Source organism: Nocardia bhagyanarayanae, from assembly GCF_006716565.1.
In the GTDB taxonomy this organism is placed as follows: Bacteria; Actinomycetota; Actinomycetes; order Mycobacteriales; family Mycobacteriaceae; genus Nocardia; species Nocardia bhagyanarayanae.
Map to the genome: position 1 here is coordinate 1,031,610 of NZ_VFPG01000001.1, position 18,691 is coordinate 1,050,300.

An 18,691-nucleotide genomic window follows, 5' to 3' on the forward strand; every position below is an offset into this window, starting at 1 on the left:
CTTTCACCGTCGGCCCGGCTCCCGCGCGGCTACTTCTCGATGTTCTCGAAGTCGAACAGGCCGTTCCAAGCCAGGCGCGCACTGCTGACTCGATCCGAATGACCCGCCGCCGCAACGTAATCCAGCACCGGAATATCGGCCATGTCGCGGATCAGCAAGGTCTGCGCCTGGGCGACGAGCCGGTAGGACTCCTCCTGGGTCGGCGCGGCCAGCGCGGCGTCGAGCAGGCGGTCGAATTCCGGGTTGGCGTAGTTGACGTTGTTGGTCTCGGAGTAGCTGTAGTACTGCGAGGTGAGGAATTGCAGCATCGTCGGGTAGTCGCCCTGCCAGCCGTAACGGAACGACTTGCCGATGGTCTCGGCGTTCACCTCGTCGCGGATGTTCTTGAAGGTCGGGTAGGGCACCGCGATCGCGTCGATGCCGAGGGTGTTCTTGACGCTGTTGGCCACCGCCTCGATCCAGGCCTGATGGCCGCCGTCGGAGTTGTAGGCGATCTCGTAGCGGCCCGACCACGGCGCGATGGCGTCGGCCTGCGCCCACAGTCGCTTGGCCTCTTCGGGGTTGTACTTCAGCACCTCGGAACCGGGCAGGTTGCCGTCGAAGCCGGGCAGCGTGCTCGCGGTGAAGTCGCGGGCCGGGATTCGGGTGCCGTGGAAGATCTTCTCGCAGATCTGTTCCCGGTTGATCGCCATCGAGATCGCGCGCCGGCGAAGCAGACCCTCCTCGCCCGCGAAATGCGGGACGTTGGACTGCACGCCGATGTGCTGGTTCTGCGCGACCGGCTTGGCGATCGCGCGATCACCGAGCTCCTGCTTGTACACCGAGAGGGCGCTGGACGGGATGGTGTCGAGCGCGTCGAGGTTGCCGGATTGCAGATCGGCGTAGGCGGTGTCGAAGGACTGGTACATCACGAACCGCAGGCCCTTGTTCTTGGCCGGACGGCCGCCCTGGTAGTCCGGGTTGGGCACCAGATCGATCTTGACGTTGTGTTCCCACGCGCCCGCGTCGGCGAACTTGTACGGGCCGTTGCCGATCGGGTTCTGCCCGAACGCTTGCATATCTTCGAACGCCGCCTCGGGCAGCGGATAGAACGGCGCGTAGCCGAGTTCGCTCTCGAAATCGATGGAGGGCGCCTTCAACTCGATGGTGAAGGTGCGTTCGTCGACCACCTTCAGGCCCGACATCGTCTGCGCCGTCGGCTTTTCCGCGGACACCTCGTCGAAACCGACGATCGGCGAGAAAACGTAGCTCTGCAACTGCGCGTTGGTGCCGAGCGCGCCGTAGTTCCACGCGTCGACGAACGACTTGGCCGTCACGGGCGTGCCGTCGGTGAACTTCCAGTTCGGCTCGATGGTGATTCGATAGCTCTTACGATCGGTGGTCTCGATCGATTCGGCCATCTCGTTGTGCGCCTTGCCGTCGGCGTCGTAATACTTCAGCCCGGCGAACAGCCGGTCGACCACCCGACCGCCCATGTTCTCGTTGGTGTTGGTCGGCACCAGCGGGTTCTGCGGTTCGGCGCCGTTGACGGTGACGATGTCGGCCGCGGCCGCATCGTCGGACGAACATGCGGACAGTCCTAGGCTTGTGGCCAGCAAGACCGCCGCGGCGAGCGCGGTAACTCTGTGGAATCGCAACGCGTACTCCCGATTTCGAGAAGGTCGAAGGCGGCTGTGCGGCGCCACCTGATCCTCTCCAGCGCGTACCCGCACGTCCCGCCTCGGAATGTCAGCGACGTTAGCCATCGGCGGGTGACCTTGTCATCGGATCGCCCTATGTTCGTTTCACTTGTTACCAACGCGGCAACATCGGGGAAACACCGAAACTATGCCACCGAACCGGCGCGGCCGGGCGCGTACTCCTCGGCGCGGCGTAGGTCACAGTTGGCTAGTGTCGAGGTTGGGCAGAGCCGACGCGAAAGAAGAGACGTGATGACCGAAACCACCGCCGACCACCGGGACTCGTATCCGCCCAGCGCGGAGTTCGCCGCCGCGGCGAACGCCGACGCCTCGCTGTACAGGGCGGCCGCCGACGATCGCGACGCCTTCTGGGCCGAGCAGGCCGAGAGACTGCACTGGCATCGGAAATGGGACCGGGTGCTGGACTGGAGCGACGCGCCCGTGGCCAAGTGGTTCGTCGGTGGCGAGCTCAACGTCGCCTACAACTGCGTGGACCGCCACGTCCTGGACGGACACGGCGATCAGGTCGCCATCCACTGGGAAGGCGAACCCGGTGACTCGCGCGACATCACCTACCGTCAGCTGCTCGACGAGGTGTCCCAGGCCGCCAACTACCTGACCGAGCTCGGGCTCGAGGCGGGTGACCGGGTCGCCATCTACATGCCCATGGTCCCCGAGGCGATCGTCTCGATGCTCGCCTGCGCGCGGCTCGGGCTGACCCACTCGGTGGTGTTCGCGGGCTTCTCCCCCACCGCCCTGCGCCAGCGCGTCGACGACGCGCGCGCCCGGCTCGTCATCACCACCGACGGGCAGTGGCGCCGCGGCAAGTCCGCGCCGCTCAAGGAGGCCGTGGACGAGGCGCTCTACGCGCACGGCGACGTGCCGCACAGTGTGGAGCACGTGTTGGTGGTGCGCCGCACGAACGTTGAGGTGCCGTGGACCGAGGGGCGCGACCTGTGGTGGCACGAGACCGTCGCCCAGGCCTCGACCGAGCACGAAGCCCAGCCCTTCGACGCCGAGCACCCGCTGTTCATCCTCTACACCTCCGGCACCACCGGAAAACCCAAAGGCATCCTGCACACCTCCGGCGGCTACCTCACCCAGACCTCCTACACCCACCACTACGTCTTCGACCACAAACCAGGACAAGACGTCTACTGGTGCACCGCCGACATCGGCTGGGTCACCGGCCACAGCTACATCGTCTACGGACCACTGTCCAACCGCGCCACCCAGGTCGTCTACGAAGGCACCCCCAACTTCCCCGACGAACACCGCCACTGGCAGATCGTCGAAAAGTACGGCGTCACCATCTATTACACCGCCCCCACCCTCGTGCGCACCTTCATGAAATGGGGCCGCGAGATCCCGGCCGCGCACGACCTGTCCAGCATCCGGCTGCTCGGCTCGGTCGGCGAACCCATCAACCCCGAAGCATGGCGCTGGTACCGCGAGGTCGTCGGCGCCAACACCGCACCCATCGTGGACACCTGGTGGCAGACCGAGACCGGCGCGATCATGATCTCCCCGCTGCCCGGCGTCACCGCCGCCAAACCCGGCGCCGCGATGACACCGCTACCCGGCATCTCCGCTCAAGTCGTCGACGAAGAGGGCAAGCCGGTGCAGCGCGGCGAGACCGAGGCCAACGGCTACCTGGTGCTCGACCAGCCGTGGCCGTCGATGCTGCGCGGCATCTGGGGCGACATGGAGCGCTACAAGGCCACCTACTGGGAGCGCTACGCCGAACAGGGCTGGTACTTCGCCGGTGACGGCGCCAAGCTCGACGCCGACGGCGACCTGTGGGTGCTCGGCCGGGTCGACGACGTCATGAACGTCTCCGGCCACCGCATCTCCACCGCCGAAGTCGAATCCGCCCTCGTCGGACACTCCGGCGTCGCCGAAGCCGCCGTCGTCGGCGCAAGCGACGCCACCACCGGCCAAGGCATCGTCGCCTTCGTCATCCTCACCGCCGAAGCCAAAGACACCGGCGAAGCACTCATCGACGAACTCAAGGCCGAAGTCGCCCGCGAGATCAGCCCCATCGCCAAACCACGCGAAATCCACGTCGTGCCCGAACTCCCCAAAACCCGCAGCGGCAAAATCATGCGCCGCCTGCTGCGCGACGTCGCCGAAGGCCGCGAACTCGGCGACACCTCCACCCTCGTCGACCCGAACGTCTTCGAGGCGATCCGCGCCAGCCGCGCCTGACGGCATGCAGGGTACGGCCGGTGACCGATCTTGTCACCGGCCGTACCCGTTAGAATTGCGTCAGGTGTGCCGGGAAGTCTGGTCGGCGTGCGGGCAGGTGGTGTGAGCCGGAACGGCTCGGGTCGCGGGTCCGTGGTTCTGCACGCCCGGCCGAGAGGTTTTCCGTGATCAATCAGGTGCGCTCCGAGCTGGCTCGCTATCTGCGAACCGAAACCGTCGGTGGCGCCCTGCTTCTCGCCGCAGCGGCGATCGCGTTGCTGTGGGCTAACTCCCCGTGGGTCGACAGCTACGTCACGATGACCGAGACGGTGCTGCCGATCGAGCCGCTGCACCTGGAGCTCACGCTCGCCGATTGGGCCAAGGACGGTCTGCTCGCCGTCTTCTTCTTCGTCGCGGGGCTCGAGCTCAAACGCGAGCTCGTGGTCGGTGAGCTGGCCGACCGAAAACGCGCCGCGCTGCCCATCATCGCCGCGGTCGGCGGCGTGGTCACGCCCGCGCTGATCGCGGCGATCGTCGGATTCGGGGTCGAAGGCATGGACCGCGGCTGGGCCATCCCGGTCGCCACCGACATCGCCTTCGCGCTGGCCGTACTCGCCATGACCGGTTCGCGCATTCCGGCGGGCGCGCGGGTGTTCCTGCTCAGCCTGGCCGTGGTCGACGATCTGCTGGCCATCATCCTGATCGCGGTGCTGTTCACCACCGCGCTCTCGCTGCTGTGGCTGCTCGCCGCCGCGGCCTGCTTCGCGGCGTGGGCGCTGGCGCAGCACCGGCGGGTCACCTCGCCGGTGGTGTATGCGCCGCTGGCGCTGGTCTCCTGGTACGCGCTGCACGAGGCGGGCATCCATCCGACGCTGGCGGGTGTCGCGCTCGGCCTGCTGACCAGGGTGCGCGCGGATCCCGGCGAAGACGAAGCGCCCGCGACCAGGTGGGAGCATCGGTTCCAGCCGATCTCGGCCGGGCTGTGCGTGCCGCTGTTCGCGTTGTTCGCCTCCGGAGTTCCGCTGGACGGCAAGGTCTTCGGCGAGCTGTTCACCAACCGGCTCTCGCTGGCGATCATTCTCGGGCTGTTGCTCGGCAAGACCATCGGCATCTTCGGAATCACCTGCGTGGCAATTCGGTTCGGCATCGCCAAGAAACCGGCCGACCTCGAATACCGCGACATGTTCGCCCTGTCGGTGCTCGGCGCGATCGGCTTCACGGTTAGCCTTCTCGTGGCGGAACTCGCGCTGGCCGACGTCGGCGACGGCTCGGCCGTCGAATTGGCGAAGGCCGCGGTGCTGGTGACCTCCATGGCGGCATCGCTCGCCGGTTCGGCGCTACTGTTGCGGCGTGGGCGTGTCCACCAGGCGCGGCGCGCGGCTCGTGCGCTAGAACCGGACGAGTGAAAGCGGCGCGAGCGAGCCCGGGAGCGCGCCACAGCAGGAACACCATGCGAGCGACGGGCCCGCAGGCGGTAGCCTGCGTGACGGAGCCGAAAGCAGTGCCGGGACAGGGAGAAGGGTCGACCAAGTGAGTTTCACCCAGGGCGGTAACGGGAACGACGCGCAGAGCGGGCGCACGGTCACCTCCATTCCGCTGACCGATGCCAATCCGATCGGCTCCGCCAGCTTCGGCACCCTGGTCCGCGACGCGGCCGAGCAGATGTCGACGCTGGTGCGCGCCGAGGTCGAGCTGGCCAAGGCCGAGGTCACCGGCGAGATCAAGAAGGGCCTGCAGGGCAGCGTCTACTTCATCCTCGCGCTGACCGTGCTGCTGTTCAGCACCTTCTTCTTTTTCTTCTTCCTCGGCGAGCTGCTCGACGTGTGGCTGGTCAGGTGGGCCGCGTTCCTGATCGTGTTCCTTCTGATGGTCGTCGCGACCGCGGCCCTCGCGTTCCTCGGCTATCGGCGGGTGAAGAAGCTGCGCGCGCCGGAGAAGACGATCGATTCGCTGAAGCAGGCGCGCTCCGTGCTGCCGAGCGGATTCGGCGCCGCCGCGCACGACGAGCACCTGGCGCTGGAAAAGCGCACCAACTGACCGTGCGGGTCGTCGTCGCGGCGCCGCCCGCCGACCACTAGGCTCGGTCGGCGTGTCGTCGAACTTCCTTCCGGATCCGTCCAGCGTCCGTTACGACGGTCCGTGGACCCACCGGGACGTTCATGCCAACGGCATTCGATTCCATGTCGTGGAGGCCGCGCCCGAGCGCACCGATGCGCCGCTGGTGGTGCTGCTGCACGGCTTCGCCGACTTCTGGTGGTCCTGGCGACATCAGCTGACCGGGCTCACCGAGATGGGTTTCCGCGCGGTCGCGGTGGACCTGCGCGGCTACGGCGACAGCGACAAACCGCCGCGCGGCTACGACGGCTGGACACTCGCCGGTGACATCGCCGGACTCATTCGCGCGCTCGGGCACACCGAGGCCGCGCTGGTCGGCCACGCGGAAGGCGGGCTGGTCTGCTGGGCCACCGCTGTGTTGCATCCGAGGCTGGTGCGCGCCATCGCCCTGGTGAGTTCGCCGCACCCTGGCGCGCTCAAGAGCGCCGTGCTGCGCGATCGGCGGCAACGCAGGACCTGGCTGCCGAACTTCCTGCGCTACCAGCTCCCCCGCTACCCGGAATACCGGCTGACCACCAACGACGGGTTCGAGGTCGAGCGTCTGCTGCGGCAGCGGGTCACCGGATCATGGTCGGGGACCGCCGAATTCGTGGACGCGGCCCGGCGCATGCGCTCGGCCATCCAGATCCCCGGCGCCGCGCACTGCGCGCTGGAATATCAGCGCTGGGCGTTCCGCAGCCAGTGGCGCCCCGACGGCCGCCGCTTCATGGCCACCGTCCGCGTCCCCATCGGCATCCCGGTACTCGCCCTGCGCGGCGAATCCGACAACTACTTGCTGCGCTCCACCTTCCACCGCGGCCTGCGATGGTCGCCGCACCGCCGAATGGTCACCGTCCCCAACGCCGCCCACTTCGCGCACCAGGAGAACCCGGACGTGGTCACCGCGGAACTGGCCAAGTTCCTCGGCTGACAAGTCCTCGGAACGCCGCACGGCCGCCGACTGATCGAGCAGTCGGCGGCCGTGGTCGTTTCAGCACTCAGCTGAGTACGCAGGCGCCTGTGTCGACGGGGAGGTTCGCGTTGGGGGCCGCGTCGAGGTCGGAGCGGACCTCGTCGAGGGTCAGCACGTAACCCGTGTCGTCGTCGGTGACCGCGGCGCCGAAGACGACGCCGAGCACCTGGCCTTCGGTGTCCACCAGCGGGCCGCCGGAGTTGCCCGCGCGCACCAGGCCGCGAACCGTGTAGACCTCGCGCTCGACGGTGCCGTTGCGGTAGATCGTCGGGCCGGTGAGGTCCAGCGTCTCGCGGACGCGGGCCGCGCTGGCCGTGTACGGTCCGCCGCCGGGGTAGCCGAGCACGATCGCGCTGTCGCCGGAGCGCGCGGGCGCCGGGGCCTGCGGCACGACCGGTGAGGTCAGGCCGGGCACCGAGAGCACCGCGATGTCCTTGGACGGATCGAAAAGAACGACGCTGGCGTCCAGCGGTCCGCGCGGGGTGTCCACCGCGACGCTGGTAGTGCCCGCGACCACGTGGGCGTTGGTCATCACCCGCTCCGGCGCGATGACGAAGCCCGAACCCTCCAGCGCGCGCTGGCAACTCGGCGCGACGCCGCGGATGCGCAGCACGCTCTGTTGCAGCGAGGCCGCGACGGGGCTGGCGAGCACGCTCGGATCCGGCGGCTCGACCGCGGCGATGGGCGCGCGGCCGAAAGGACCGATCACGTCCGGCAGGCCGGAAGTGTTGAGCAGCTTGGAGAATTCGTTGGGGACCTTGCGCAGCCAGTTCGGCGCGACCTGGTTGACGTCGGCGAGCACCCGCGAACCGTTGATCGCGGTGGCGATCGCGGGCTGCGACGAGGTGGCCAGCGGCAGCGCCAAGAGCCACGCGGTGACCAGCACCGCCACCGCCTGCAGCATCGCACCGACCACGCTGTCCACGCTGCGGGTGAACGGATGCCGCATCCCGCTGCGCGCGGCGCGGCCGAGCACCATGCCCGCGACCTCGCCGACGATCACCAACAGCACGATGAGCAGCACACCGGTGAGCACCCTGGTTCGCCCCTCGTCGACGTGCACCAGAATGTGCGGCGCGATGAGGATGCCCGCGACGGCGCCGAGCACGACGCCGAGGAAGGCCAGCGCCGAGGCCACAGCGCCCTGCCGCCAGCCGGACGCGGCCGCGGCCAAGGCGAGCAGCACCACGATGATGTCGAGCCAGGCCGAGGAGCTCATAAGGTCATCCCCACTGCGGCGAGCGCCGATTCCAGGTCCCGCACATCGTCGCGGTCCCATTCCAGTTCCCAGCCCGCGGACTGGAAGATGCCCGCGAGTATCCCGCCGGTCAATCCCCAGACCAGCATGCCGTCGACTTGGAAGGCCGGGCTCTGGTAGCCGAGGCTGCCGCGGACGAGGAAGCGATTGGCCGGGTCGAGCATCTCGGAGAGCGGCACTCGCACCACCCGCTCGGTCTCGCTCTCGTTCACCACCCGCACCTCACCTGGCGTGTGCCAGTAGGCCACGACCGGTGTCACATCGAACCGCGACGGCGGCACGAAGACTTTCGGCAGCACCGCGAGCGGCTGGACGTGCTCGCGCAAAACGCCGGTCTCCTCGCACGCCTCGCGCAGCGCGGTATCGATCGGCCCCTCGTCCTCGGGATCGACCGCGCCGCCGGGGAAGGCGACCTGTCCCCGGTGCTGGCGCATGGTCGAGGCGCGCTGGGTCAGCAGCACGTCGGCGTCGGGGGGCAACCCGCCGGGAGCCGTCGGATCGTCCTCGGTCGAACCGCTGAACAGCACCAGCACGGCGGCCTGGCGCGGCTCGCCGGTGATCGTCATGGCTCGGCGCAGAGCGCGCGCGATCGTCAACGTGTCGCTCGCGTCGGCGTGCGCGGGCTCGACGGCCCGGCGCAGCCAATGCGGAACGTCGGTCGGCAGCGGAATCGTCATGCCGCTCCCCCGGTGAACCTGCGCACCACCACCTCCACAACCGTTCTGTCCGCCCGCAACAGACGCTGCGAGATGTCTTGCGGTGTAGACCTTCTCACGGCATCGCAAACATCGTGTCCGACCACGCGCGCCGTCACGCTCGCACTCCGAGCGCCGTTGCCACCGTATCGGCAATGTCGTCGACGCCGGTAAACGTTCGCACGACAACCTGTGCAAGGGAACCATCCGGGCGAACCAGCAGCGAAATCGGCAGCACGGCAGGGGCGCCGACGGCCGCGCGCACCTTCGCGTCGCCGTCGAGCACACCGGGCAGACGCACGTCCAATCCCGTGAGACGCAAAAGCGCCTTGGCCTCTTCGGGATCGCTGTGCACGGTGAGCACCGTCAGGGCGTCGCCCGCTCGCTCCGCGTACTGGCGCAGGTACGGCAACTCCTCGGCGCACGGTCCGCACCAGTAGGCCCAGAGGTTGAGCAGCGCGGGTTTGCCCGCGAGCGCGGCGGCGAGGTCGACGGGCGCGCCGTCGGCCAGGCAGGTCAGGGTGATCCCGGCCAGCGGTCCCGCTCCCGTCGCGTCCGGCGCGGCCCGGGGACAGGGTGCGAGCGCGGCATCGGCGCGCAGTTGCGCGGGAACCTGCTGCGCGCCGGACGCGGGTCGCGAATCCGACGCGGTGTCCTCGCCACCGCCGCGCGGCCACAGCGCGATCACCGCGGCGACGACCACGATCAAGCCGACCAGCGCCCAGCGCACCACGGAGGAAAATCTCGCCGTACCGGAATCCTTTTCCCGCGGCGTTTCGTCCGCGGCCCGCGATCTCACAGGCCGACCATCCCGAGCAGGTGTTCGCGCTCCGGACCCTTCACCAGCTTCGCCGCGAGCTCCGGCTCGGTCGGCCCGGCACCGAACGACGGGCAGTCGCCGGCGAGCACGCACGCGCCGCACGCCGGCTTCCTGGCATGGCACACCCGCCGACCGTGAAAGATCACGCGATGGGACAGCATCGTCCATTCCTTGCGCTCGACGAGTTCGCCGACGGCGTGTTCGACCTTGACCGGATCTTCCTCGGTGGTCCAGCCCCACCGGCGGACCAGCCTGCCGAAATGCGTGTCGACCGTGATGCCCGGCACGTCGAAGGCGTTGCCGAGGATGACGTTGGCAGTCTTGCGGCCGATGCCGGGCAACTTCACCAGTTCGGCGAGGGTGTGAGGTAATTCACCATCGTACTGGGTCACCAGGGCTTGCCCGAGGCCGATCAGCGAGCTCGTCTTGTTCCGGTAGAACCCCGTCGGCCGGATGTATTCCTCCAGCTCCGCGCGGTTCGCCTCGGCGTAATCGCGCGCGCTGCGGTACTTGGCGAAGACGGCGGGAGTGGTGAGATTCACGCGCTCGTCGGTGCACTGCGCGGAAAGGATTGTCGCGACCGCCAATTCGAGCGGAGTGGTGAAATCCAGCTCACAGTGCGCGTCGGGAAAAGCGGCCGCGAGGGTGCGGTTCATCCGGCGCGCCCTCCGTACAAGCCCGAGCTTCGTTTCCGCCTGTCGCGCGCGAGATTTCCGTTTCGGAACGGCCACCCCCGCAGGTTGCGCATCGGTCGCCCCGGCGGCAGCCGACGACCCGTTCACATCGGTCACAGACGGGGAGGCACGCACGCGTCCACCTTACGGAACCGCTCCGACAAGTTGGCCGCTCAGATCTACTGCCGTGTTCCATCTGAGACCTTCAGCGTGTTTACTCCTCGATATGCAAGGACTCGCTGTGGTGCTCTTCCCAGTGGTGTTGATGCTGTTCGCACTGCTGATGGAGCGGGTCGAGAATCGGCTCCGCAAACTTCTCGAACCCGACCCCGAGGTTCAGCAGTACCTGGACAGGGCAAGCAACGCCGAGGTCAAGGAGTTGACGAAGGCCGGACTGCCCGCAGCGGTGGCCCGGATGCGCAAGCGCCGTTCCCGTAACGACGACCTGGACGTCGCTCGGGCGAGCTGAATCCACTACCTGGACACCACGCAATCCACTCGTTACGTGGTGTCTGTCACTACGCCGCCACAATGCCGCGTAGACTGCGCTGTTGGCCGATTCGCTTCGGTCCAGCCCAGAGCCATTTCCCATAAGGAGCACATTCGTGGACGAGGCCCTCGCCAGAGCAGGCATCTTCCAAGGCGTAGAGCCCACCGCGGTGGCGGCACTCGCCAAACAACTGCAGCCGGTGGATTTCCCGCGCGGCCATGTCATTTTCAACGAGGGCGAACCCGGCGATCGGCTCTACATCATCACCTCGGGCAAGGTGAAGATCGGCCGACGTTCCCCGGACGGCCGGGAGAACCTGCTCACCATCATGGGCCCGTCGGACATGTTCGGCGAGCTGTCGATCTTCGACCCCGGCCCGCGCACCTCGACCGCCACCACGGTCACCGAGGTCCGCGCCGTCACGATGGATCGCGACGCCCTCAAGTCCTGGATCGACCAGCGGCCCGAGATCGCCGAGCAGCTGCTCCGCGTGCTCGCCCGCCGTCTGCGGCGCACCAACAACAACCTCGCCGACCTGATCTTCACCGACGTCCCCGGTCGCGTCGCCAAGGCTCTGCTGCAGCTCGCGCAGCGGTTCGGCACGCAGGAGGCCGGCGCCCTCCGGGTCACCCACGACCTCACCCAGGAGGAGATCGCCCAGCTCGTCGGCGCGTCTCGCGAGACCGTCAACAAGGCGCTCGCCGACTTCGCGCACCGCGGCTGGCTGCGGCTGGAGGGCAAGAGCGTGCTCATCTCCGACTCCGAGCGGCTCGCGCGGCGCGCTCGCTGACCCGCTTCCGACACGGCACGGCCCGCCGGATTCAGCGCTCCACTGGATCCGGCGGGCCGTCGCGTTTCGGGTGAGCTACCGCTCGGCGCGCAGATACTCCAGTTGCGCCTGCACCGAGCTGCGGGCGGCCGGCCAGAGCCGCTTGTCCACGTCCGCGTACACCTTGCGCACCACCGCCATGGCGCCCGCGTCCGGACCGAGCTCGGCGAGCGCGGCGCGCACCTGGTCGAGCCGCTCCCTGCGGTGCTGGATGTAGTACCGGGCGACCGGTTCCAGATCCGGGTGGTCCGGACCGTGTGCGGGCAGCAGCGCCTTGCCCGCACCCGCCTCGATGAGCCGGTCCAGCGAACCGAGGTAATCGGCGAGGGTGCCGTCGGTGGAGTCCAGCACGGTGGTGCCGCTGCCGAGGATGGTGTCGCCGGTGAGCACCGCGTCGTCGAGCACGAAGCTCAGCGAGTCGGCGGTGTGCCCAGGTGTGGCCAGCACACCGATCCGTAGCCCGGCGGCCTCGATCACCTCGCCGTCTGCCAGCGGCGCGTCCGCGCCGCGCAGGAATTCGGGATCCTTCGCGCGCACCGGCGTGCCGGTCAGCTTCACCAGTCGCTCGATGCCGCCGGTGTGATCGTGGTGGCGGTGCGTGATCAGGGTCAGCGCGATCTTGCCGTCGGTGACACTGGCGATGGCCTCGCTGTGTTTCTTGTCCTTCGGCCCCGGGTCGACCACGACGTACTCCGACGCATCCGGCGCGCGCAGGATCCAGGTGTTGGTGCCGTCCAGGGTCATCTGGCCGGGATTGTCCGCGAGCAGCACCGCCGCCGTCGGCGTCACCTGGCGCAATTGCCCGTACGCGGGATGAGAAGGCGTCATCGCATTACCTCGGTCTCGGAATCGTTGTCCGACAACCTGTCTAACGCACCTCGGCGATCAGTTCGACCTCGACCGGGGTGTTCTTCGGAAGTTCGGAGACGCCGACGGCCGAACGCGCGTGCACGCCCGCGTCGCCGAAGACCTCACCGAGGAACTCCGAGGCGCCGTTGATCACCAGCGGCTGATCGGTGAATCCCGGCGCGGACGCGACGAAACCGACCACCTTGACGATCCGCACGACCTCGTCCAGCCCGACCAGGTCGTGCACCGCGGCCAGCGCGTTGAGCGCGCACAGCCGCGCCGCCTCGGCCGCCGCCTCCAGCGAGACCTCGGCGCCGACCTTGCCGGTCGCCGACAGCTCGCCGTTCACGAAAGGCAGCTGGCCGGAGGTGTAGACGAGCGAACCGCTGCGCACCGCCGGGATGTACGCCGCGACCGGCGCGGCCACGGCGGGCACGGCCAGCCCGAGCCGCTCCAGGTTCTTCCGCCACGGGGTGGCCGCGTCGACAGCCACGGCCTACTGCCTCGGACGCTTCAGGTACGCAACATGCTGCTCGCCGGTCGGGCCGGGCAGCACCGTCACCAGCTCCCAGCCGTCGGCGCCCCACTGATCGAGAATTTGCTTGGTCGCGTGCGTAAGCAGCGGAACGGTCGCGTACTCCCACAGGGTCACATCACTCATGCGGTGAGTTTATGGGCGAGCCCGCGGCGCCGCGCGTTCCGGGCTCGCTTGTCGCGATATGCCTCGACGGCCGGCGGGATGATAGCGGCCGGAGGGACTGTCTGGTACAGAAGGTGCCGAAAACGGCAGTGTGACCGTATCCCTAGGGCGTGATCGCATAACGGGTTATAGGCTCGCGAACGTGGGAGTACCAACAGCAGTGCCTATTTCGGCGGAGCCGGGGCTGGAAACGGGTTGGCCGAAGCGCGCGGAAAAGGCCCGCTTGCACTACGTCTCCGGCAAAGGGGGAACGGGCAAGTCGACGGTCGCCGCCGCGCTCGCGCTGGCACTGGCCGCGGGCGGACGCCGGGTGCTGCTGGTCGAAGTCGAGAGCAGACAGTCGATCGCGCAGCTGTTCGACCTGCCGCCGCTGCCACCGACCGAGACGAGAATCGCCACCGCGGACGGCGGCGGCGAGGTGGTCGCGCTGGCGCTCGACATCGAGCACGCCTTTCTGGAATACCTCGACATGTTCTACAACCTGGGCTTCGCGGGACGGGCGATGCGCAGGATGGGCGCCGTCGAGTTCGTCACCACGATCGCGCCCGGTCTGCGCGACGTCATCTTGACCGGCAAGATCAAGGAGTGCGCGGTCCGCGTGGACAGCACGGGTAAGCGGGTCTACGACGAAATCGTCGTCGACGCACCGCCTACCGGCCGGATCGCCAGCTTCCTCGACGTCACCACCGCGATGGTCGAGATCGCCAAGGGCGGGCCGATCGCCTCGCAGGCCGAGGGCGTTTCCCGGCTGCTGCATTCGGATCAGACGATGATCCACCTGGTCACGCTGCTCGAGGCGCTGCCGGTGCAGGAGACCGCCGACGCCGTCGCCGAACTCACCGCCAACAACCTGCGCATCGGCACGGTGATCGTGAACCGCGCCGGCGAGAGCTTCCTGCCCACCGACGTGCGCAACCGCGCCGCCGAGGGCGACATCGACCGGGCCGCCATCCGCGCCGGACTCGAGCGAGCCGGAATCGCCTTGCCGGAGGACAGTTTCGAAGGCCTGATCACCGAGACCTTCGAGCACTCGGCCCGGTTGCAGGCCCAGGACGCCAGCGCGGCCGAACTGAACAAGGTCGACGTGTCGCAGCTGCACCTGCCCGCGTTGGCCGACGGCATGGACCTCGGCGGACTGTACGAGCTAGCCGAACATCTGAGCGCGCAGGGAGTGCGATGACGACGCTGGATATCTCGAAGATCATCGCCGATCCCACCGCGCGGGTCGTGGTGTGCTGCGGCTCCGGCGGCGTCGGCAAGACCACCACCGCCGCCGCGATCGCGCTGCGCGCCGCCGAGTTGGGCCGCAAGGTCGTCGTGCTGACGATCGACCCGGCGCGCCGACTGGCCCAGTCACTCGGCGTCGCCGACCTGGACAACACCCCGCAACGGGTGGCGCTCGGCCCGGAGGCCAAGGGCGAGCTGTACGCGATGATGCTGAACATGCGTCGCACGTTCGACGACATGGTGCTCGAGCACACCACACCGGAGAAGGCCGAGCAGATCTTCGCCAACCCGATCTATCAGACCCTCGCGTCGTCCTTCGGCGGCACGCAGGAATACATGGCCATGGAGAAACTCGGGCAACTCGCCAACAAGCGGGAATGGGACCTGATCGTGGTCGACACCCCGCCGTCGCGCAACGCACTCGACTTCCTCGACGCGCCCAAGCGCCTCGGTAACTTCCTGAACGGCAAGATGATCCGGCTCATCATGGCGCCGGGACGCGGCGTCGGCCGGTTCGTCACGGGCGCGATGAGCCTGGCCATGCGCGGCGTGTCCACCGTGGTCGGCGGGCAACTGCTCAAGGACGCGTCGGTCTTCCTGCAGTCGCTGGAATCGCTGTTCGGCGGTTTCCAGGACCGCGCCGACCGTACCTACGCGTTGCTTTCCAAGCCGGGCACGCACTTCCTGGTGGTGGCCGCCGCGGAACCGGACGCGTTGCGGGAGGCGTCGTTCTTCGTCGACCGGCTCTCCACCGAGCAGATGCCGCTCGCGGGATTGGTACTCAACAGGACGCATCCGGCGCTGAGCGATCTGCCCGCCGATCACGCGCTCACCGCCGCCGACCAACTGGCCGAATCCGATCCGCTCACCAGCTCGGTGCTGCGCATCCACGCCGAACGGGTCGCCACGGCCAAGCGCGAACAGCACCTGCTGCACCGATTCACCGGTGCGCATCCGCGAGTGCCGATGGTCCCGGTGACCGCGCTGCCGTTCGAGGTCTCCGATCTCGAGGCACTGCGCGCGGTAGGCGACCAGCTGACCGGAGCCCTCGCCTCCGCTTAACAAAACGTTCGGTATTGACGCGGAATCGCTATAGGCGCAAACGAAACCGAGCCCGCAATCGCGGGCTCGGTTTCTCGTTCTTTCGACTACATCGCCACTTGGTGCTGGCGCTGGGCCTGGAAGAAATCGGCCCAAGAGGTCACCTCGGGATGCTGTTTCAGCAGCGCCCTTCGCTGCCTTTCGGTCATCCCACCCCACACGCCGAACTCGACGCGATTGTCGAGAGCATCGGCTCCACATTGCATCAGCACCGGACAGTGCCTGCAGATCGTCGCCGCTTTGCGCTGCGCCGCGCCGCGGACGAACAACTGATCGGGATCCACTTCCTTGCATCGGGCCTGGGATACCCAGGCGATTCGCGCTTCGGCCTGCTCTACGTCCAATCGAGCGATGGGGGTTGTCATATGCATTTGGTGTGCCCCTTTGCAGTCCGAACACCGGGTCAACGGCGCTCCAGAATCGCGTGCCAGATCGCAGCAACCCGAACCCCGCTGCGCTCTGAACCACATTCCACTTTGAGTGTTAGCTCCATCACACTGGGTTCTCAATCTAGGTAAAGGTATGGCCCGAGCGCAAGACCGTCTCGAGATTTTTTGGTACGCCCGTCCATGCAAACGTGATAAGGAACCGGTCGGTCGGGCCGATTCGCGACACGCCAGTGTCCGACACGCCGGACACGCCTGCGCGACACGCCCAATAGGCCTGGACTAACGCCGGATCTCGTCTTCGGACAAGCACACCCGAGAGGGCGAGAAGCGCAACCCGTACCCTTGGGAACGTGTCGAATGTGCCGATCACACATACGCTCGCGAAGCTGGCGGGCAGCTGCGCGCTGGCCGCGGTGCTCGTCGCCGGGCTCCTGTTCCCCCTCGCCGGTGGATTCGGGTTCGTCTCCAACCGGGCCGCCGACGCCGTGGACAACGTCTCCGCGGAACTGGTCGAGGGCAATGTCCCAGCGGTCTCGACCATGGTGGACAAGAACGGGTCTCCCATCGCCTGGCTCTACGAGCAGCGCAGGTTCGAGGTGCCCAGCGAGCGGATCTCCAACGACATGAAGCTGGCGATCATCTCCATCGAGGACCGCCGCTTCGCCGACCACGACGGCGTGGACTGGCAGGGCACGATGCGCGCGTTCCTCACCAACACCACCAGTGGCGAGGTGCAGCAGGGCGCGTCCACCCTCGACCAGCAGTACGTGAAGAACTTCCAGCTGCTCGTCGTCGCCAAGACCGACGCCGAACGCCGCGCGGCGATCGAGACCACACCGGCGCGCAAGATCCGCGAGATCCGCATGGCGCTGACCCTGGACAAGGAACTCACCAAGGACGAGATCCTCACCAGGTATCTGAATCTCGTGCCGTTCGGTAATTCGTCCTACGGCATCCAGGACGCCGCGCAGACCTACTTCGGCATCGACGCGGCCGAGCTGAACGTCCCGCAGTCGGCGATGCTCGCGGGCATGGTGCAGTCCAGCTCCAAGCTGAACCCCTACACCAATGCCCAGGGCGTGCTGGCTCGCCGGAACACCGTGCTGGACACGATGATCCAGAACATCCCGGCGCGCGCCGAGGAGTTCCGCAAGGCCAAGTCGGAGCCGCTCGGCGTGCTGCCCGAGCCGAAGGGCCTGCCGCGCGGCTGCATCGCCGCCCAGGATCGCGGCTTCTTCTGCGATTACGCGCTGCAGTACCTGGCCAATTCGGGCATCAGCCGCGAACAGATCGACAAGGGCGGCTACCTGATCAGGACCACCCTCGATCCGGCCGTGCAGGACTCGGTCAAGCGCGCGGTCACCGAGGCGGCCAACCCGAACCTCGACGACATCGCCGAGGTGATGTCGGTGATCGCGCCTGGCCAGGACTCGCACGACGTCGTCGCCATGGCGAGCAGCCGCACCTACGGCCTCAACCGCGACGCCAACGAGACGGTGCAACCGCAGCCGTTCTCGATGGTCGGCGACGGCGCTGGCTCGGTCTTCAAGGTGTTCACCACGGCGGCCGCCATGGAGAAGGGCCTCGGCATCAACTCCCAGCTCGACGTGCCCGGCCGCTTCGACGCGCGCGGCATGGGTAACGGCGGCGCGCGTGGCTGCCCGCCCGCCACCTACTGTGTCGAGAACGCGGGCCGCTACAAGTCGCCGATGTCGGTGACCGAGGCGCTGGCCACCTCGCCGAACACCGCGTTCGTCAAGCTGATCCAGGCCGTCGGCGTCACGCCGACCGTCGACATGGCGGTGCGGCTCGGCATGCGCTCGTTCACCAACCCGGGCAGCTCCGGGCACGGCAACCAGAGCCTGGCCGACATGATCAAGGACCAGAACCTCGGCTCGTTCACCCTCGGCCCGGTCGCGATCAACCCGCTCGAGCTGTCCAACGTCGCCGCGACGCTGGCCTCCGGCGGCCGCTGGTGCCCGCCGTCGCCGATCAAGGAGGTCATCGACCGCAGCGGCAAGCAGGTTCCGCTCACCCAGCAGGCCTGCGAGCAGGTGGTCGAGCCCGGCCTGGCCAACACGCTGGCCAACGCGATGAGCAAGGACGACACCGCGGGCACCGCCGCGGCCGCTGCCCAGGCCACCGGCTGGAACCTGCCGATGGCGGGCAAGACGGGAACCACGGAAAGCCACCGCTCCTCGGCCTTCTTCGGCTTCACCAACTCGCTGGCCGCCGCTGTCTACGTCTACGGCGACAGCCCGACGCCCGGCGAGATCTGCTCGTTCCCGCTGCGCAACTGCGGTGACGGCAACCTGTTCGGCGGTAACGAACCCGCGCGCACCTGGTTCAACGCCATCAAGCCGGTGATCGGCAACTTCCCGCCGCCGGTGCTGCCGCCGCTGGACGACAAGTACGTCCGCGGCGCGAACAACTCGCAGGTGCCCGACGTGGTCGGCATGTCGCAGGGCGAGGCGACCACCGCGCTGATCGCCGCGGGCTTCCAGGTCTCGGCCGTCAACGGGGCGGGCCCGCCGCCCAAGGGCAGTGTGATGAGCACCGCGCCGAACGGTTCGGCCATCCCCGGATCGGTCATCACGATCTACATCAGTGACGGCACCCAGCGTCAGGCGCCGCCGCCGGCCGCTCCGGGTCCGCTGCCGCCGCCTCCGGCGCTGCCGCCGGGCTTCCCGCTGCCGCCTTGGTGGCCGAGATAAGCGCTCCGGCCA

General features: G+C 68.1%; 18 protein-coding genes. 9 read left to right on the forward strand and 9 right to left on the reverse strand.

Annotation, left to right across the window (positions count from 1 at the left end; all coding sequences use genetic code 11):
- Positions 1 to 29: 29 nt before the first annotated feature.
- On the reverse strand, positions 30 to 1,637 hold the full coding sequence (locus FB390_RS04100; protein ID WP_425465841.1) for a peptide ABC transporter substrate-binding protein: 1,608 nt from the start codon (positions 1,635 to 1,637) through the stop codon (positions 30 to 32).
- 294 nt (positions 1,638 to 1,931) lie between these two features.
- Here FB390_RS04100 and acs point away from each other — a divergent pair, with 294 nt between their 5' ends.
- The 4 genes from acs to FB390_RS04120 all read left to right on the forward strand — a co-directional run bounded on the left by acs (position 1,932) and on the right by FB390_RS04120 (position 6,891).
- Entirely contained in the window at positions 1,932 to 3,887 is a 1,956-nt protein-coding gene (acs, locus tag FB390_RS04105; RefSeq protein ID WP_141807750.1) for an acetate--CoA ligase, read from the forward strand.
- Positions 3,888 to 4,051: 164 nt separating this feature from the next.
- Positions 4,052 to 5,272 carry a Na+/H+ antiporter NhaA gene (gene nhaA / locus FB390_RS04110; RefSeq protein WP_141807751.1) on the forward strand — a complete coding sequence of 407 codons (1,221 nt, stop codon included), beginning with the start codon at positions 4,052 to 4,054 and terminating at the stop codon, positions 5,270 to 5,272.
- 124 nt (positions 5,273 to 5,396) lie between these two features.
- Complete coding sequence (locus tag FB390_RS04115; protein WP_141807752.1) at positions 5,397 to 5,903, forward strand: phage holin family protein; 507 nt, start codon at positions 5,397 to 5,399, stop codon at positions 5,901 to 5,903.
- Between the two features lie 52 nt (positions 5,904 to 5,955).
- A complete protein-coding gene (locus FB390_RS04120; RefSeq protein ID WP_141807753.1) occupies positions 5,956 to 6,891 on the forward strand; it encodes an alpha/beta fold hydrolase in 936 nt (311 codons plus the stop codon).
- A 67-nt stretch (positions 6,892 to 6,958) separates the two neighbouring features.
- Here FB390_RS04120 and FB390_RS04125 read toward each other — a convergent pair whose 3' ends face one another.
- The 4 genes from FB390_RS04125 to nth form a co-directional block, all read right to left on the reverse strand.
- On the reverse strand, positions 6,959 to 8,152 hold the full coding sequence (locus FB390_RS04125; protein ID WP_141807754.1) for a MarP family serine protease: 1,194 nt from the start codon (positions 8,150 to 8,152) through the stop codon (positions 6,959 to 6,961).
- Complete coding sequence (locus FB390_RS04130) at positions 8,149 to 8,868, reverse strand: NUDIX hydrolase (protein ID WP_141807755.1); 720 nt, start codon at positions 8,866 to 8,868, stop codon at positions 8,149 to 8,151. The genes FB390_RS04125 and FB390_RS04130 overlap by 4 nt, the downstream gene beginning before the upstream one ends.
- Positions 8,869 to 9,001: 133 nt before the next feature.
- Positions 9,002 to 9,619: a TlpA family protein disulfide reductase gene (locus FB390_RS04135; protein WP_185757205.1), complete on the reverse strand. Its 618-nt coding sequence runs from the start codon at positions 9,617 to 9,619 to the stop codon at positions 9,002 to 9,004.
- 62 nt (positions 9,620 to 9,681) lie between these two features.
- Positions 9,682 to 10,362 (reverse strand): endonuclease III, encoded by a 681-nt coding sequence (nth, locus tag FB390_RS04140; protein WP_185756935.1) that lies wholly within the window; start codon positions 10,360 to 10,362, stop codon positions 9,682 to 9,684.
- A gap of 244 nt (positions 10,363 to 10,606) precedes the next feature.
- Here nth and FB390_RS04145 point away from each other — a divergent pair, with 244 nt between their 5' ends.
- The gene (locus FB390_RS04145) at positions 10,607 to 10,849 is read left to right on the forward strand and encodes a hypothetical protein (RefSeq protein ID WP_067790206.1); all 243 of its coding nucleotides are present in this window, start codon (positions 10,607 to 10,609) and stop codon (positions 10,847 to 10,849) included.
- 136 nt (positions 10,850 to 10,985) lie between these two features.
- Positions 10,986 to 11,660: a Crp/Fnr family transcriptional regulator gene (locus tag FB390_RS04150; protein ID WP_011206875.1), complete on the forward strand. Its 675-nt coding sequence runs from the start codon at positions 10,986 to 10,988 to the stop codon at positions 11,658 to 11,660.
- 75 nt (positions 11,661 to 11,735) lie between these two features.
- On the opposite strand, the gene FB390_RS04155 is transcribed toward FB390_RS04150, so the two are convergent.
- From FB390_RS04155 to sp36, 3 genes are read right to left on the reverse strand one after another with little or no spacing between them, the layout of a single operon-like run.
- The gene (locus FB390_RS04155) at positions 11,736 to 12,527 is read right to left on the reverse strand and encodes an MBL fold metallo-hydrolase (protein WP_141807758.1); all 792 of its coding nucleotides are present in this window, start codon (positions 12,525 to 12,527) and stop codon (positions 11,736 to 11,738) included.
- 40 nt (positions 12,528 to 12,567) lie between these two features.
- Positions 12,568 to 13,041: a RidA family protein gene (locus tag FB390_RS04160; protein WP_141807759.1), complete on the reverse strand. Its 474-nt coding sequence runs from the start codon at positions 13,039 to 13,041 to the stop codon at positions 12,568 to 12,570.
- Positions 13,042 to 13,044: 3 nt separating this feature from the next.
- Positions 13,045 to 13,209, reverse strand: a complete 165-nt coding sequence (gene sp36 / locus FB390_RS04165) for a Sp36 family protein (protein ID WP_085999251.1) — start codon at positions 13,207 to 13,209, stop codon at positions 13,045 to 13,047.
- A gap of 199 nt (positions 13,210 to 13,408) precedes the next feature.
- Here sp36 and bagA point away from each other — a divergent pair, with 199 nt between their 5' ends.
- Positions 13,409 to 14,428, forward strand: coding sequence for an ATPase BagA (bagA, locus tag FB390_RS04170; protein ID WP_141811532.1), 1,020 nt, complete (start codon positions 13,409 to 13,411; stop codon positions 14,426 to 14,428).
- The gene (gene bagB / locus FB390_RS04175) at positions 14,425 to 15,537 is read left to right on the forward strand and encodes an ATPase BagB (protein WP_141807760.1); all 1,113 of its coding nucleotides are present in this window, start codon (positions 14,425 to 14,427) and stop codon (positions 15,535 to 15,537) included. The genes bagA and bagB overlap by 4 nt, the downstream gene beginning before the upstream one ends.
- A gap of 86 nt (positions 15,538 to 15,623) precedes the next feature.
- On the opposite strand, the gene FB390_RS04180 is transcribed toward bagB, so the two are convergent.
- Positions 15,624 to 15,947, reverse strand: coding sequence for a WhiB family transcriptional regulator (locus tag FB390_RS04180; RefSeq protein WP_011206869.1), 324 nt, complete (start codon positions 15,945 to 15,947; stop codon positions 15,624 to 15,626).
- A 377-nt stretch (positions 15,948 to 16,324) separates the two neighbouring features.
- On the opposite strand from FB390_RS04180, the gene FB390_RS04185 reads away from it, so the two are divergent.
- Positions 16,325 to 18,679, forward strand: coding sequence for a penicillin-binding protein (locus FB390_RS04185; RefSeq protein ID WP_141807761.1), 2,355 nt, complete (start codon positions 16,325 to 16,327; stop codon positions 18,677 to 18,679).
- Positions 18,680 to 18,691: the final 12 nt, after the last annotated feature.